At 43.1% G+C, this 14,064-nt stretch carries 14 protein-coding genes; 9 read left to right on the top strand and 5 right to left on the bottom strand.

From position 1 onward, the window contains the following. Nucleotides 1-142: 142 nt before the first annotated feature. Nucleotides 143-769 carry a superoxide dismutase gene (locus B4J23_RS13425; RefSeq protein WP_004782758.1) on the bottom strand — a complete coding sequence of 209 codons (627 nt, stop codon included), beginning with the start codon at nucleotides 767-769 and terminating at the stop codon, nucleotides 143-145. 153 nt (nucleotides 770-922) lie between these two features. Next, nucleotides 923-1,681: a Nif3-like dinuclear metal center hexameric protein gene (locus tag B4J23_RS13420; protein WP_291361296.1), complete on the bottom strand. Its 759-nt coding sequence runs from the start codon at nucleotides 1,679-1,681 to the stop codon at nucleotides 923-925. A 170-nt stretch (nucleotides 1,682-1,851) separates the two neighbouring features. On the opposite strand from B4J23_RS13420, the gene B4J23_RS13415 reads away from it, so the two are divergent. The 9 genes from B4J23_RS13415 (at nucleotide 1,852) to B4J23_RS13375 (ending at nucleotide 9,863) form a co-directional block, all read left to right on the top strand. Continuing rightward, nucleotides 1,852-3,033 (top strand): S1C family serine protease, encoded by a 1,182-nt coding sequence (locus B4J23_RS13415; RefSeq protein ID WP_125278372.1) that lies wholly within the window; start codon nucleotides 1,852-1,854, stop codon nucleotides 3,031-3,033. Between the two features lie 138 nt (nucleotides 3,034-3,171). After that, nucleotides 3,172-3,429: a hypothetical protein gene (locus B4J23_RS13410; RefSeq protein ID WP_004782755.1), complete on the top strand. Its 258-nt coding sequence runs from the start codon at nucleotides 3,172-3,174 to the stop codon at nucleotides 3,427-3,429. A gap of 80 nt (nucleotides 3,430-3,509) precedes the next feature. Then, on the top strand, nucleotides 3,510-4,301 hold the full coding sequence (gene rutD / locus B4J23_RS13405) for a pyrimidine utilization protein D (protein WP_125278373.1): 792 nt from the start codon (nucleotides 3,510-3,512) through the stop codon (nucleotides 4,299-4,301). A 336-nt stretch (nucleotides 4,302-4,637) separates the two neighbouring features. Continuing rightward, nucleotides 4,638-5,744: a pyrimidine utilization protein A gene (gene rutA / locus B4J23_RS13400; protein ID WP_125278374.1), complete on the top strand. Its 1,107-nt coding sequence runs from the start codon at nucleotides 4,638-4,640 to the stop codon at nucleotides 5,742-5,744. Next, nucleotides 5,741-6,502: a pyrimidine utilization protein B gene (gene rutB / locus B4J23_RS13395; RefSeq protein WP_125278375.1), complete on the top strand. Its 762-nt coding sequence runs from the start codon at nucleotides 5,741-5,743 to the stop codon at nucleotides 6,500-6,502. Before rutA ends, rutB begins: the two co-directional genes overlap by 4 nt. Nucleotides 6,503-6,535: 33 nt before the next feature. Further along, a complete protein-coding gene (gene rutC / locus B4J23_RS13390; RefSeq protein ID WP_103800446.1) occupies nucleotides 6,536-6,916 on the top strand; it encodes a pyrimidine utilization protein C in 381 nt (126 codons plus the stop codon). A 145-nt stretch (nucleotides 6,917-7,061) separates the two neighbouring features. After that, nucleotides 7,062-7,577 (top strand): NADH-dependent FMN reductase RutF, encoded by a 516-nt coding sequence (gene rutF / locus B4J23_RS13385; protein WP_406935373.1) that lies wholly within the window; start codon nucleotides 7,062-7,064, stop codon nucleotides 7,575-7,577. A gap of 33 nt (nucleotides 7,578-7,610) precedes the next feature. Next, the gene (gene rutG, locus B4J23_RS13380) at nucleotides 7,611-8,972 is read left to right on the top strand and encodes a pyrimidine utilization transport protein G (RefSeq protein WP_125278377.1); all 1,362 of its coding nucleotides are present in this window, start codon (nucleotides 7,611-7,613) and stop codon (nucleotides 8,970-8,972) included. A gap of 51 nt (nucleotides 8,973-9,023) precedes the next feature. Further along, nucleotides 9,024-9,863: an NAD(P)-dependent oxidoreductase gene (locus B4J23_RS13375; RefSeq protein ID WP_267460445.1), complete on the top strand. Its 840-nt coding sequence runs from the start codon at nucleotides 9,024-9,026 to the stop codon at nucleotides 9,861-9,863. Between the two features lie 186 nt (nucleotides 9,864-10,049). On the opposite strand, the gene B4J23_RS13370 is transcribed toward B4J23_RS13375, so the two are convergent. The 3 genes from B4J23_RS13370 to B4J23_RS13360 all read right to left on the bottom strand — a co-directional run. After that, entirely contained in the window at nucleotides 10,050-10,442 is a 393-nt protein-coding gene (locus B4J23_RS13370) for a carboxymuconolactone decarboxylase family protein (protein ID WP_125278379.1), read from the bottom strand. Between the two features lie 169 nt (nucleotides 10,443-10,611). Next, the gene (locus B4J23_RS13365) at nucleotides 10,612-13,116 is read right to left on the bottom strand and encodes an acyl-CoA dehydrogenase (RefSeq protein WP_125278380.1); all 2,505 of its coding nucleotides are present in this window, start codon (nucleotides 13,114-13,116) and stop codon (nucleotides 10,612-10,614) included. Between the two features lie 351 nt (nucleotides 13,117-13,467). Next, on the bottom strand, nucleotides 13,468-14,064 hold a 597-nt coding region (locus B4J23_RS13360; protein WP_291361284.1), incomplete at its 5' end, for a lipoyl synthase.

Here is a 14,064-nt window from a genome sequence, read left to right as displayed (position 1 = left end):
TGCGCATTTTAGGCAGGAAAACAAAGACCGTCAATCAATTCCTGTAAAGAAATGAATCATTTGCTTTTTTAATATGCATCTCAGACCTAAAAATAAAAAAATCACCCATGAAGGGTGATTTTTTTAAGCTGGAAATAAAAAATTATTTCTCAACACCAGCAGGTTGACCTGCATATTTCGCATTTGCGTAGTCCCAGTTCACCAGGCTTTCTAGGAAAGTAGAGATGTATTTAGGACGAGCATTACGGTAGTCGATGTAGTAAGCGTGTTCCCAAACATCGATTGTCAACACAGCAATTTTACCGTGTGCCATTGGAGTGTCAGCATTTGAAGTTTTAAGGATAGACAGGTTACCGTTTACTTCATCAGCAACTAACCAAGCCCAACCTGAACCGAATTGAGTTGCAGCAGCAGTTGCGAACTCTTCAGCGAATTTTTCGTAAGAACCGAAAGCTTCGTCAATTTTTGCAGCCAAAGCGCCAGTTGCTTTACCGCCACCGTTTTTAGTCAAGCAGTTCCAGTAGAATGTGTGGTTCCATACTTGCGCAGCGTTGTTAAATACACCTGCTTTAGATGAATCACCAGCAGTTGCTTTGATGATTTCTTCTAGAGTTTTGCCTTCAAGCTCAGTACCAGCGATCAGGTTGTTCAGGTTAACCACATAAGTGTTGTGGTGTTTGTCGTGGTGGTATTCTAAAGTTTCTTTGCTGATGTGTGGAGCAAGAGCGTCGTAGTCGTATGGTAATGGTGGTAAAGTAATGGTTGTCATGTTTTCAATTCCTTGCATTTTGCTGGGTTTTGACAATAAGTGGCGTTATTGTAATAGATTCTTAGGCAAAAATGGGCACTGTGTATAAATAACAATACAGAATAAAGCCTGAAAATTTAAAGATAAAGCCACCAATGTACTTGCCAATCGAAATTAAATCGGATTGTTTAATTCGAAATAACTATACTCAATATTAAATTGTTCTGAAATAGCTTTAGCCAGACGTTGTACACCATATTTTTCAGTGGCGTGGTGGCCGCAGGCATAATAATGCACATCCAGTTCCTGAGCATCATAAAAAGTACGCTCACTGACTTCGCCAGAAATATAAGCATCACAGTCTTGTGCCGCCGCTTTATGAATATAATCCTGTGCACCACCGGTACAGAAACCGACTTTTTGAATCAGGCTTTTTTCGGCAGGTAAATGTAGCGCATCATAACCGAGTCTTTCTGAAACATAGGCTTTGAATCCTTCTGGCGTCATGGCCTGTTTTAAATAACCAATATTCCCAATTGGACGGCGCTCATTCGGATCAAGCTGTTCCAGGTTTTCCAGTTCCAGCAGGTCTGCAATCGCAATATTATTTCCCAGAGTTGGGTGGCTGTCTAAAGGTAAGTGATAACCGACAAGCGAAATATCATGTTGGATCAGGCTTTTAATGCGTTTACCACGCATCCCGGTAATCGGATAGGCTTCACCTTTCCAGAAATAACCATGATGTACCAGTAACAAATCAGCACCTTGTTCAATCGCAGCTTCGATTGCAGTTTGTGAGGCAGTAACCGCACATAAAATTTTATTGACTTCAGCGCGGCCTTCGATCTGTAAGCCATTCGGTGCATAGTCCTTAAATTCGGAAGATGCCAAAGTCTGATCGCACCAGCGGATAATATCGTTTAAATTCGCCATAAAATTCCTGTCAGTTGATGAACTTGCCAATTCTTATCTATATGTCCAATTGTAACTAAAGCAGCACAAATCTCTGTGGATTTTTTTGTGTTTAGTTATGTATTTGGCATTACAATAGGATACAAATTACTTAGTCATCAACGAATTAAAATATTTTAGAGGATAGCAAAGTGCGCCGCACCTTTACATGGTTACCTTGGGTGTTACTGATTTTAGTCATTATCGGTTTTTTGGGGTGGCAGCAGCTGCAGAAACCTAAATCACCGATTGCGCCGGATGGCGTAAAAATGCCTGCTGAAAAAGTAGAACCGTTGATTGATACTTCGCGTTCTGGAGGGGTTGTCTCCTATAGTGCTGCCGTGAAAGTCGCAGCACCTGCGGTGGTGAATATCTTTACCACACAAAAAGTAAAACAGCAGGCGCACCCTTTATTGACAGATCCAGTCTTCCGTGAATTTTTCGGTGATCAGTTACCAGACCAGTTTGGTCAAAGTCCAAATGAAAACAGTTTGGGTTCAGGGGTAATTGTACGTCCTGATGGTTATATCCTGACCAATAACCACGTGATTGCACAGGCAGACCAGATTGTAGTGGCTTTACATGATGGACGCCGTGCTGAAGCCAAGGTCGTGGGTACAGACCCGGATACGGATTTGGCTGTAATCAAAATCGAACTTGAACAATTACCAGTTCTGCCATTCAAGCTGAGTGGCAATGAAGTCGGTGATGTTGTTCTGGCAATTGGTAACCCGTTTGGTGTCGGTCAAACTGTGACTCAGGGGATTATTTCTGCAACAGGCCGTTCTGATCTGGGCATCAATACCTATGAAGACTTTATTCAGACAGATGCTGCGATTAACCCGGGCAACTCGGGTGGTGCATTGATTGATGTCGCCGGTAACCTGATTGGGGTCAATACAGCAATCTTCTCCCAAACAGGTGGCTCACTGGGGATTGGTTTTGCGATTCCAGCTAAAATCTGTCAACAGGTCATGAATGCAATCCTGAAAGATGGCCGTGTCGTTCGTGGCTGGCTGGGTATCAGTCTGTTGCCGACAGAACGTAATGATGTGCTGCAACCTAAGGAATCAGGTGTAGTGGTCGCTGAAGTGCTGGAAAATGGACCTGCAGCAAAAGCTGGCATCCAGCGTGGTGATAAAATCATCAAGGTGAATAATGAAGTGATTACTTCTGCCTCACATCTGATTAATTTTGTGGCTTTACAGGCACCAAACAGTACCGTTCAGATTGAAGTAGAGCGCGCTGGAAAAACCATGACACTGGATGTGGTGATTAATGAACGTAAAACGCAAAGTAGTTCTTCACAATATATTCCTTTACCAGGCCAGTAATTTTTTTCTTAAGAAAAATCCCTCCATGTGAGGGATTTTTTTATGCACGATTTATTTAATTAGATACAAAACAAAAATATTTTATGTGAATTAAATCATTTAACTTCATTGAATAAAAATCAAAAAGAGTGAAGAACAATGAGTTTTATGACTGCAGATCAGGCCAAAATTTTATCGAACGTGGCTAATTTAAATATTGAAATGTACAAGCCTCGCTTGGCTCAACTGATTGAAGACAATGCCCGACTAGGCAATACCGCTGTGCTAACGGTATTTCCCAAACATTTACCCTTGGAAGAAATTCGGGGTCTTTCGGCAGAGCTGACTGAGCTCGGTTATAACGTGCGTTTTGAGGTACAGGAATTTTATTATAGCTTTAATGTCTACTGGCTATAATTTTATCAATTGTTCAAAAATACTTTTATTCAGGCATATATCTTGCTGCGTTCATCTCATAGTTAAAATATGAGAGTGATATGTCTTTATCTATTCATCTTGCAGCACAGGCAGATGCACCTTATATGGTGCTTTCGTCCGGATTGGGCGGACATGCCAGTTTCTGGAATCCTCAAATTAGAGTTTTACAGCAGCATTTTCATGTAGTCACTTATGATCAGGAAGGCTGTCATTCAGATTCTGCGCTATTGCCCACGTCTTATTCGATCGACCATATGGCCGGCCAGATTCTGGATTTATTGATCAATGATGGCATTCGAGAGTTTCATTTCATCGGGCATGCATTGGGCGGACATATCGGCATGCAACTGGCGACCTATCAGGCTGAAAGAAAGTTTAAGCTACTCAGTCTGACCATGTTAAATGCTTGGGGAGAGCTGGATGCTCATACTCAGAAGTGTTTCGAAGCCCGGACTTCGTTATTGCTCAATAGCAGGGCAGAGGCATATGTGAGAGCACAGGCTTTATTTCTTTATCCGCCTCAGTGGATTTCAACCCATATTGATCAGTTAACCGAAGCAGAAAATAAGCAGCTCCTTGACTTTCCACCGATCCAAAATGTTCTGGCACGCCTACAAGCCGTGCAGGCTTTTAAACTGAACGCAGAACATCGTCAGGCACTCAAGGATATTCCTGTGCATTTGCTTGCTAACCAAGATGATTTTCTGGTGCCTTATCAGCGATCACAACAATTACAACAATGCCTGCCGCATAGTCACCTCAGTTTGCTTGATACAGGTGCACATGCCTCCACTGTGACCGAGACAGATCAGGTGAATCAACTGATCCTTTCATTCCTGATTTCCCTTTAGTTTGAAGATTTTTTAAAAGCCAGACCTCGTGTCTGGTTTTTTATTTTTTCTAATCAATTATTTTTGTAGCATCATCATGGTTTTTACTTCGAATTGATGCATGAACTGCAAATGCACAAATTGCTACGAGTGCACTTGAATGAAACAGTATGTGCAAAATTGACTCATAGGTAAAAATGGTTATTTTACTAAAAATTCAAAAAATAAAATATTAAGTATTTGATAAATATTAATTAAATATAGTTGGCACACGCTTTGCAATGTTTATATTGTAAATAAAATTCCTGAAGTGGAATCAGAAATTTGAATAAGTGTTAAAAATAATGAGGTGTGAAAATGAAAATAGGTGTCTTCTGTCCAATCGGAAATAATGGCTGGTTACTCTCTGAAAATGCACCGCAGTACATGCCGACTTTTGAGTTAAACAAACAAATCGTACAGCGTGCTGAGCACTATGGTTTCGATTTCGCACTTTCTATGATCAAGCTGCGTGGCTTTGGTGGCAAGACTGAATTTTGGGAACATAACCTGGAAACGTTTACCCTGATGGCAGGTCTTGCGGCTGTCACCAGCAAAATTAAAATTTTCGCAACTGCCGCAACTCTGGTGATGCCACCTGCAATTGTCGCGCGCATGGCATCAACCATTGATTCGATTTCAAATGGCCGTTTTGGTCTGAATGTCGTAACTGGCTGGCAGCCACCTGAATATACCCAAATGGGTATGTGGCCAGGTAATGACTATTTTGGCAAACGCTATGAATATCTGTCTGAATATGTACAAATTCTGCGTGAACTTTGGGCGACTGGTAAATCAGACTTTAAAGGCGAACATTTCCAGATGGAAGATTGCCGTGTTAGCCCACGTCCACAAGCCGACATGAAGATTATCTGTGCAGGTCAATCTGATGCAGGTTTAGAGTTTTCTGCACAATATGCTGACTATAACTTCGTGTTTGGTAAAGGCCTGAATACTCCAACAGCTTATGCAGAAATTAATGACCGCCTCAAAGAAAAAACAGATGTGACTGGCCGTGATGTACAGACTTATGTGCTGTTTATGGTCATTGCGGCAGAAACCGATGAAGAAGCGCAAGCCAAATGGCAGCACTATAACGATGGTGCTGATATGGAAGCGATTAACTGGCTGATGAATCAAGGCGGTAAAGATACCACTTCCGGTGCAGACACCAATATCCGTCAAATGGCTTCTAGCGTATCTCCAGTGAATATCAATATGGGAACCTTGGTGGGTTCTTATGAAAATGTGGCACGAATGTTGGATGAAATTGGCGAGATCAAGGGCACAGAAGGTGTGTTGCTGACTTTTGATGATTTTATTCAAGGGGTTGAAGATTTTGGTCAAAAAATCCAGCCACTGATGAAATGTCGTGAGCATATTGTGCTTGAAGATACAGTACCGGTTCTGGAGAAAAGCGCATGAGTGAATCTGTAGTTACTGCTGGGTTTACTGAAAAACTCGGCACAGGCAAGACCTTGAAAGCGGAACCAGAAGCAATTTGTCTTGCACCAGAACAGACTGCCCTGATTGTGATTGACATGCAGAATGCTTATACCTCGCAGGGTGGCTATCTGGATCTGGCGGGTTTTGATGTCTCAAAGACCAAACCCGTGGTCGAAAATATAAAAAAAGCAGTCGATGCTGCGCATGCGGCCGGTATTCAGGTCATCTATTTTAAAAATGGCTGGGATGCGGAATATAAGGAAGCAGGTGGTACGGATTCTCCAAATTTCCATAAATCCAATGCTTTAAAGACCATGCGCAAACAACCTGAATTGCAAGGAAAGTTATTGGCCAAAGGCGGTTGGGATTTTGAGCTGATTGATGAGTTAAAGCCACTGCCACAAGACCTGGTAATTGAAAAGCCACGTTATAGCGGTTTCTTTAATACCGCGCTGGACAGCATGTTGCGTGTCCGAGGTATTCGCAATCTGGTCTTTGTCGGGATTGCCACCAACGTTTGTGTGGAATCGACGTTACGTGATGGCTTCTTCTTGGAGTATTTCGGTGTAGCACTTGCCGATGCCTGCTATCAGGCAGGTCCAGTCGAAGCGCATGAAGCCAGTCTGTATAACATCAAGACCTTCTTTGGCTGGGTGTCAGATACTGCAAATTTTGTCGAGACTTTTCAAAAAGAAAGTGAGTCACTAAAAGAAACTAAATTAACCGTAAGCGCATAAAGAATTAAAGATCAGAATTAAGGAAAAAATAGTATGCCTAAAGAAATCATTATTCCAGCAGGAACATCGAAACCATTAGCACCTTATGTACCGGCAACCAAGGTAGACAATATTGTGTATGTATCCGGTACATTAGCTTTTGATGAAAATAATAATGTGGTGCATGTCGGTGATGCCGCAGCACAGACCCGTCATATTCTGGAAACTATCAAGCGTGTGATTGAAGAAGCGGGTGGCAGCATGGATGACGTAACGTTTAACCATGTCTTTGTCAAAGACTGGGCAGATTATGCTGCGATTAATACAGTTTATGCTGAGTATTTCCCGGGAGATAAGCCGGCACGGTATTGCGTACAGACAGGTTTGGTCAAACCTGATGCGCTGGTCGAAATTGCTTCGATTGCCCATGTATAAGCCGATCCACCTGATTCAATCTCATTACTAGATGCCCCAGGTCTGAAACTGAATATCGACTTGGGGTAGGGAGAACAGCATGAATGCCAAACTATCTAAAATCATCACAGAGACAGTTGCAGAAAATAAAGCATTAAATAAGGTTTTGGCGACTAACGCATCGGGTGACATCTTTACCCAGGTCGATCAGCAGATTTTCCGTCAGGGCATGTCTAATCTAGGTGCTGCAGTGAATGTCATTACCACGCAAGGCGATGCAGGAATGGCTGGATTTACCGCTTCGGCCGTATGTAGCGTGACGGATACACCACCAACGTTACTGGTGTGCCTGAACCGTTCTGCGTCAGTCTATGAAACCTTTAAAAAGAATCAGGTGTTGTGTGTGAATACCCTGGCATCACATCAACAAAATCTTTCCAATCTGTTTGGTGGAAAAACACCAATGGCAGAGCGTTTCAGTCAGGGGAACTGGAAAACTTTGGTGACCCAGTCGCCTGTACTTGAAGATGCCTTAGTCAGTTTTGACTGCGAGGTGGTCCAATGTTTATCCGTAGGCAGTCATGACGTGTTGTTCTGTGAGGTGAAAGCCATGTGCCAGAGTCAAGGCAATGCGCTGATGTACTTCAACCGTTCTTACTGTGAGCCACACAAAATGTGCTAATTCAATTCAATCCTAATCAAGGAGGGGAAGCCGATGCAAGAAAAAGAAACGTGGTTTCCAAAATTTAAGCCTTACCAAGGCAATCTCGATACCACACCCGTGCAAACAGATGAATATCTGCCTGCTGGAAAAAGTATTATTCTCGGGTTGCAGCATGTGTTTGCCATGTTTGGCGCAACCGTGCTGGCACCCTTATTAATGGGGTTTGATCCCAATCTCACGATTTTCATTACCGGGATTGGGACCATTTTATTTTTCCTGATCACGGGCGGTCGATTGCCTAGTTATCTGGGATCCAGCTTTGCCTTTATTGGTGCGGTCGTCGCAGTTACAGGTTATTCCGGAGTTGGTGCGAATCCTAATATCGGACTGGCGCTTGGCGGTACCATTGCTTGCGGTATTGTCTATGCCTTGATTGGTCTGCTGGTCATGAAAACCGGTACCAACTGGATTGAAAAACTGATGCCGCCAGTAGTGACAGGCGTGATTGTGATGATCATTGGTTTGAACCTGGCGCCAGTCGCAATTAAGAGTGTTTCAGCGAACCAGTTTGATTCGTGGATGGCATTAATCACCATTATCTGTATCAGTGTGATTGCTGTGTTTACCCGAGGAATGGTACGCCGTCTGTTGCTGTTATTGGGCTTGTTATCTTCCTATCTGATTTACTTCCTTTTCACAAACGTCATGGGCTTCGGATCTGCGATTGATTTTACCAAAGTCAGTGAAGCAGCATGGTTTGGTTTGCCGAATTTCCAGAGTCCGGTCTTTGAAATGAATGCCATGCTGATGATTGCACCAGTGGCAATTATCTTGGTTGCAGAAAATCTAGGGCACTTTAAGGCAGTCTCTGCGATGACCGGTAAAAACCTGTCTCCATATATGGGTCGTGGTTTCTTTGCTGATGGGGTGTGTACTTCATTGTCCGCTTCTGTCGGTGGTACGGGGATGACCACTTATGCCGAAAATATCGGTGTCATGGCAGTCACCAAAGTTTATGCAACGACTGTATTTGTCTTTGCTGGTATCTTCGCCATTTTGCTCGGACTTTCACCTAAATTCGGTGCAGTGATCAGTACCATTCCAGTGGCCTTGTTGGGTGGTGCATCGATTGTTGTATTTGGCCTGATTACGGTGGCTGGTGCGAAAATCTGGGTAGATAACCGTGTTGATTTCACCAAGAACAGTACGCTGATTATTGGTGCAGTCTGTCTGATCATGGGCACAGGCAACTATAGCTTGCAGATTGGTGGTTTTGATCTGGGTGGTATTGGTACCGCAACTTTAGCTGCAATTCTATTAAATCTATTCCTGAACCGTGGTGAAGATAAAGAATTGCCAGCCTCTGAACCAGCTGAAACCGTAACTGAGGTCGAGGCTAAGCCAGTCGCTTAATATGAGGAGCATTTTTTGAGTCATACAATTGCATTTTTAGGACTCGGGGCAATGGGCTGGCATATGGCCTCCCATTTGCCAAAACTCGGACATCAGGTTTGGGTCTGGAACCGGACTGAACAGAAAGCTGTAGCGCATGCTGAAACTTTTGCAACGCAGGCAGTGAGTATTGAGCAGGCGGTTCAGGCAGATTTTATCTTTTCCTGTTTGCCGACCAGTCAGGATGTGGAAGCATTGATTGCAGCTCATCCACCCAAACAAGGTGCAATCTGGATTGACTGTACCAGCGGGGTGCCGGAATCTGCACAGAAACTGGCGAAGTTATTGGAACAACAAGGCTGTTTTTATCTGGATGCACCGGTTTCTGGCCAAACCATTGGAGCGGAACGCGGTACTTTAACTGTTATGGTGGGTGGTAATGAACAAGCTTTTGAACAAGCCAAACCGATCATTGATGCCTTTGCTGGCCTGATTGAATATGTGGGAGAAAGCGGTTCTGGCTTTGCGGTAAAAGCTGTAAATAATACTTTAATGGCGACTCATTTATGGGCATTGGCTGAAGGGCTGACAGTACTGAAAGGACAGGGCGTTGATTTAAGCAGTGCACTGAACTGTATTAATCATTCTAGCGGTAAAAGCAGCATGTCGGAAAATATCATGGCGCAGCGTGTACTGAACCGTGAATTTAGCAAGACCTTTGCGCTGGATCTATTGCAGAAAGATATTGGCATTGCCTTGGAGCTGGTACAACAACAGCAACTAGATTTATCAGTGATGTCATTGGTGCAACAACAGTTCCAGCAGATTGCCAAGTCACAGGCCAGCCAGCTGGATTTCTCCGCTGCGGTGCAAGGCTTGGAACAACGTACGCAGATTGAATTAAGGGGTTAAAGTCTTTCTTATAAATTGCTATTTATAGAGAACCTATTAATTTTGAATTAAATCCATAACGACAGATTTAATTATCAAAAATAAGAAAATCCGGGAATTTAAAAATTCCCGGATTTTTATTTCAATTGCTTTAAATAGCCTAAGCTAATTTTAATATGACAAGCTCAAACAATTTAAATAAATATCTTAATTTTGTTGATTCGTCTCATATTCCTGAATGACTTCAAGCGCGGCACGAAACGCTTCCTGGGTTGCCGGTGCACCGCAGTAAGGCAGGCTATGCAACAACACTTCCTGAATTTCCTCAACCGTTGCGCCGTTATTTAGGGCACCTCGCACATGACCTTTTAGTTCAGTGGGACTTTTTTGCGCGGTTAGAAATGCAATGGTAATTAAAGAACGATATTTACGCGGTAAAATACCTTCACGTTGCCAGGTCGAACCCCAGGCATGTTCATTAATCCAGTCCTGTAATGGCTGGCTAAAAGGCACGGTATTTTCCTGAGCACGCTGCACAAAGCTTTCCCCCATTACTTCAGTACGGACTTTCAAGCCATTTTCATAATCTTGTTGTGACATGCTTTATCCTCAATTTTATTATTGCTTTAGCTTAACGCTTTTAAGCCAAAATACTATCGTGCAATAGTCGTAAAAAAAAGCGGCTGAAAAGCCACTTGAGATATCCAAAGTGAAGTCAAGAAATAACTTCACTTTGGAAAGCAAGATTCGATTTAGATAAGAAATTTATTTAAGGGCTGGTTGAATGTGAAGGTGCACTTTGAACTGAGGTATCAGTACCTGTTGCATCTGCTTTCGAAATATGAGGATTTTCCAGTTCCAATACTTCCTGTAAATGCAAATCGAAGACATCAGTCAACATGCTGTCATAGCGACGCGCATTATAGTGCAGTAACTTATTGGCTTCTTCTTCATTAATAAAGCCTTGTTCATGCGCATCAGCCACATGATCAGCAAAACTAAGTCCCTTAAATTGACCTTTGTTTTCAGCTTTCTTAAAGCGATCCCAAAGCTGCTCAATCTCCAATAACATGGTGAAGGTTGATTCCATACGACCATTCACATCATCTTCCGCCGTGCTATAGAAAACATGCTTTTTCAGTACCTGCCGGAAAGCGTTATCTTCCATCATGACATTTGCGACTTCCTGTTTAAGTCGGTCAGATGGTTTCGCGACAGGGCGGCCAAATGGGAAACAGATGAGTTTGACCATGCCAGCAGCAACCGCAACCGGGAAGTTCGCAAACAGGTCATAAAATGCTTCTTGAGCGGTATATAAAGATTTCTCAATTGCCAATTGTGCATGCAGACGTTCAGCTTCAGTTTTTTTGCTATGTTCAAAGAATTTTAGGATTGCCGTCGCAATAAACAAATGAGCATGGATATCAGCCAGACGACCAGAAAGCATTTCCTTGCGTTTAATATCACCTGCTAATAGGCCTAAACACATATCTGCAGTCAGGGCAAAGTTGGCACTGAGTCGGTTGATGATCTTGTAATAAGGACGGGTAAAATCAACTGCACTTTGTGGCGCAGCACTTGAACCACCGCTAAAAGCATAGGCAAAAGAGCGGGCAGTCCGGTTAAAGGTATAACCCAGATGCTTAAATAACATAATATCGAATGGATTCAGAGCGGCTTTTGGGTCTTCAGCTTGCAGAAGCTGTAATTCTTCATATAGATAAGGATGGCAACGCATTGAGCCTTGACCAAAGATCATCAATGAACGGCTCAGAATATTGGCGCCTTCGACTGTAATCGATACTGGAATGGCCTGATAGTTGAGAGCCAGGAAGTTACGAGGCCCCATTTGAATAGCACGACCGCCCACGACATCCATACCATGATTGACGATTTTACGCATGGTCTCTGTGGCATAGTATTTGGCAATCGCGGTCATAACTGCCGGCTTACCACCTTGATTCAAGCCACAAGTCACTAAATAACGGAATGCTTCCAGCATATAGGCATCACTGGCAATTTCACTATTGGCTTCCTGTACGCCTTCAAATTTACCCACTGAAATCTTGAATTGCTGACGGATTCGCGAGAACGCACTGACATTCAGATAAGTCATTTCAGCACTGGAGGTAGACAAAGCCGGTAGGGAGATACCACGACCAACCGCTAGACATTCCATCAGCATACGCCAGCCTTTACCGGCATTTTTCACGCCACCAATGATCCAGTCTAAAGGAATAAATACATCCTTACCTTCAACAGTACCATTCATAAAAGGGGAGCCAGGATTATGACGTGGACCGACTTTTACCCCTTCATGATTGGCCGGTAGCAAGGCACAAGTAATCCCATAATCCGTTTTATCACCGAGTAGATGGTCAGGATCATACATTTTAAAAGCTAAACCGACGACAGTGGCAATCGGTGCCAAGGTAATCCAGCGTTTAGAGAAATTCATTCTCAATCCCAAGACTTCCTGACCTTCAAACTGTCCATAGCAAACCACACCGGTATCTGGAATCGCACCGGCATCTGAACCGGCTTCAGGACTGGTCAAACCAAAACATGGGATTTCTTCACCTTTGGCCAGACCGGGTAAATAACGATCTTTTTGTTCATCGGTACCATAATGTAGTAACAACTCACCCGGCCCAAGTGAGTTAGGCACCATACAGCTCACAGCAGCAGTGAGAGAGCGTGAAGAAATTTTGCTCATCACCCGGCTTTGAGCAAAGGAACTAAAGGCACGACCGCCGTATTCTTTGGGAATAATTAGTCCCAAGAAGCCATTATCTTTAATATATTGCCAGATATGTTCAGGCAGCATTTTCTTCTCATGAATTTCCCATTCATCGAGCATGCTACACAGTGTTTCGACTTCGTTATCCAAGAATGCCTGTTCCTCAACGGAAAGTTTTGGATAGGGATAGCTATTAAAGGTTTCCCAGTTCGGCGCACCCATAAAGAGTTCTTTTTCCCACCAGCTGGTGCCGGAATCAAGAGCCTCACGTTCTGTCGGGCTAATGCTCGGCATGGCATCCGCTAATGCCTTATAGGCTGGCCTGGAAATGAAAGACATACGCAAAGGTTCGATCATGACGACCAGACTGATCAGGATCAGGGGAATACCCAGAATCAGTGACCAAGGACTGATAAAGGCACAAACCACTGACATGACAATCAGGGTAATTGCACCAGTGGTACGGGAGAGTTGAAAAAAGAAAATCGCCCATAAACTGGCAATGAGAAGAAGTACGGCGAAAATAAATAGCATTGTTATATTTCTCCAGGGTCATACAATTGTGATGCTGCCGATCTCCCTAAGGTGTCTTCATAAGACTTGATCAATTTTTTTACATCGCTTAAGCAACTGGCAAATTCACAATTGTTGTTGTGAGAACGATCGTTATTAAATATTTCAACGATATATTGAAGTGTTTTATCTGTTTTTGAGATTGTTTGAAAAATGCACAGTCTTCAAGTGAGAACACGCAAAGAAATGTGAAGATAAGTAATAACTTAATCTCTAAGAGAGGGTAGGTAAAATAATTAAAAAGTGAACAAATATAAATTTAGTTAGGCATAAAAAAGCCCTCTACTTGAGAGGGCTTTGATCTAAGTCATTTTAAGCTTCAATTGCCTGTACAGCGATTTTCTTCGCTGGATCAACTTTACGGCGTACTTCTGGAACCGGTTCGCCGTAGTATTGACGATCCGCAAAGTAACTTGAACGTACCATCGGTGCTGACCAGATATTCTTAAAGCCAAGCTTACGGCCATGTTCTGCATAACGTTCGAATTCTTCTGGCGTTACAAAACGGTCGATTGGCGCATGCTGTTTAGATGGCTGTAGATACTGGCCAATCGTTACATAATCCACGTCATGTGCTTTCAGGTCGTCTAACAGAGCGAGAACTTCTTCTTCAGTTTCACCGATACCGACCATCAAACCACATTTGGTTGGAATTTCTGGGCAATAATCTTTAAACATTTTCAACAGATTTAAAGAGTGCTGATAATCAGAACCTGGACGCATGGCTTTATACAGACGTGGCACAGTTTCGATATTATGGTTAAACACATCTGGTGGACATTCGGTCATGATGCGTAGCGCAATGTCCATACGACCACGGAAATCAGGTACCAGAATTTCCAGCAAAGTCTTTGGACTCAAAGCACGAGCTTCTTTAATACAGTCCACAAAATGCTGTGCACCGCCATC

The organism is Acinetobacter sp. UBA3025 (assembly GCF_002367915.1).
GTDB lineage: Bacteria > Pseudomonadota > Gammaproteobacteria > Pseudomonadales > Moraxellaceae > Acinetobacter.
Note: the sequence above shows the minus strand (reverse complement) of the source record. Positions and strands in the feature narration are given on the sequence as shown.

What these genes read in the sequence shown, in the direction of transcription:
- B4J23_RS13425 (WP_004782758.1), bottom strand. Translation starts at nt 769, where the DNA reads ATGACAACCATTACTTTACCACCATTACCATACGACTACGACGCTCTT.
- B4J23_RS13420 (WP_291361296.1), bottom strand. Translation starts at nt 1,681, where the DNA reads ATGGCGAATTTAAACGATATTATCCGCTGGTGCGATCAGACTTTGGCA.
- B4J23_RS13410 (WP_004782755.1), top strand. Translation starts at nt 3,172, where the DNA reads ATGAGTTTTATGACTGCAGATCAGGCCAAAATTTTATCGAACGTGGCT.
- rutD (WP_125278373.1), top strand. Translation starts at nt 3,510, where the DNA reads ATGTCTTTATCTATTCATCTTGCAGCACAGGCAGATGCACCTTATATG.
- rutA (WP_125278374.1), top strand. Translation starts at nt 4,638, where the DNA reads ATGAAAATAGGTGTCTTCTGTCCAATCGGAAATAATGGCTGGTTACTC.
- rutB (WP_125278375.1), top strand. Translation starts at nt 5,741, where the DNA reads ATGAGTGAATCTGTAGTTACTGCTGGGTTTACTGAAAAACTCGGCACA.
- rutC (WP_103800446.1), top strand. Translation starts at nt 6,536, where the DNA reads ATGCCTAAAGAAATCATTATTCCAGCAGGAACATCGAAACCATTAGCA.
- rutG (WP_125278377.1), top strand. Translation starts at nt 7,611, where the DNA reads ATGCAAGAAAAAGAAACGTGGTTTCCAAAATTTAAGCCTTACCAAGGC.
- B4J23_RS13375 (WP_267460445.1), top strand. Translation starts at nt 9,024, where the DNA reads ATGGGCTGGCATATGGCCTCCCATTTGCCAAAACTCGGACATCAGGTT.
- B4J23_RS13370 (WP_125278379.1), bottom strand. Translation starts at nt 10,442, where the DNA reads ATGTCACAACAAGATTATGAAAATGGCTTGAAAGTCCGTACTGAAGTA.
- B4J23_RS13365 (WP_125278380.1), bottom strand. Translation starts at nt 13,116, where the DNA reads ATGCTATTTATTTTCGCCGTACTTCTTCTCATTGCCAGTTTATGGGCG.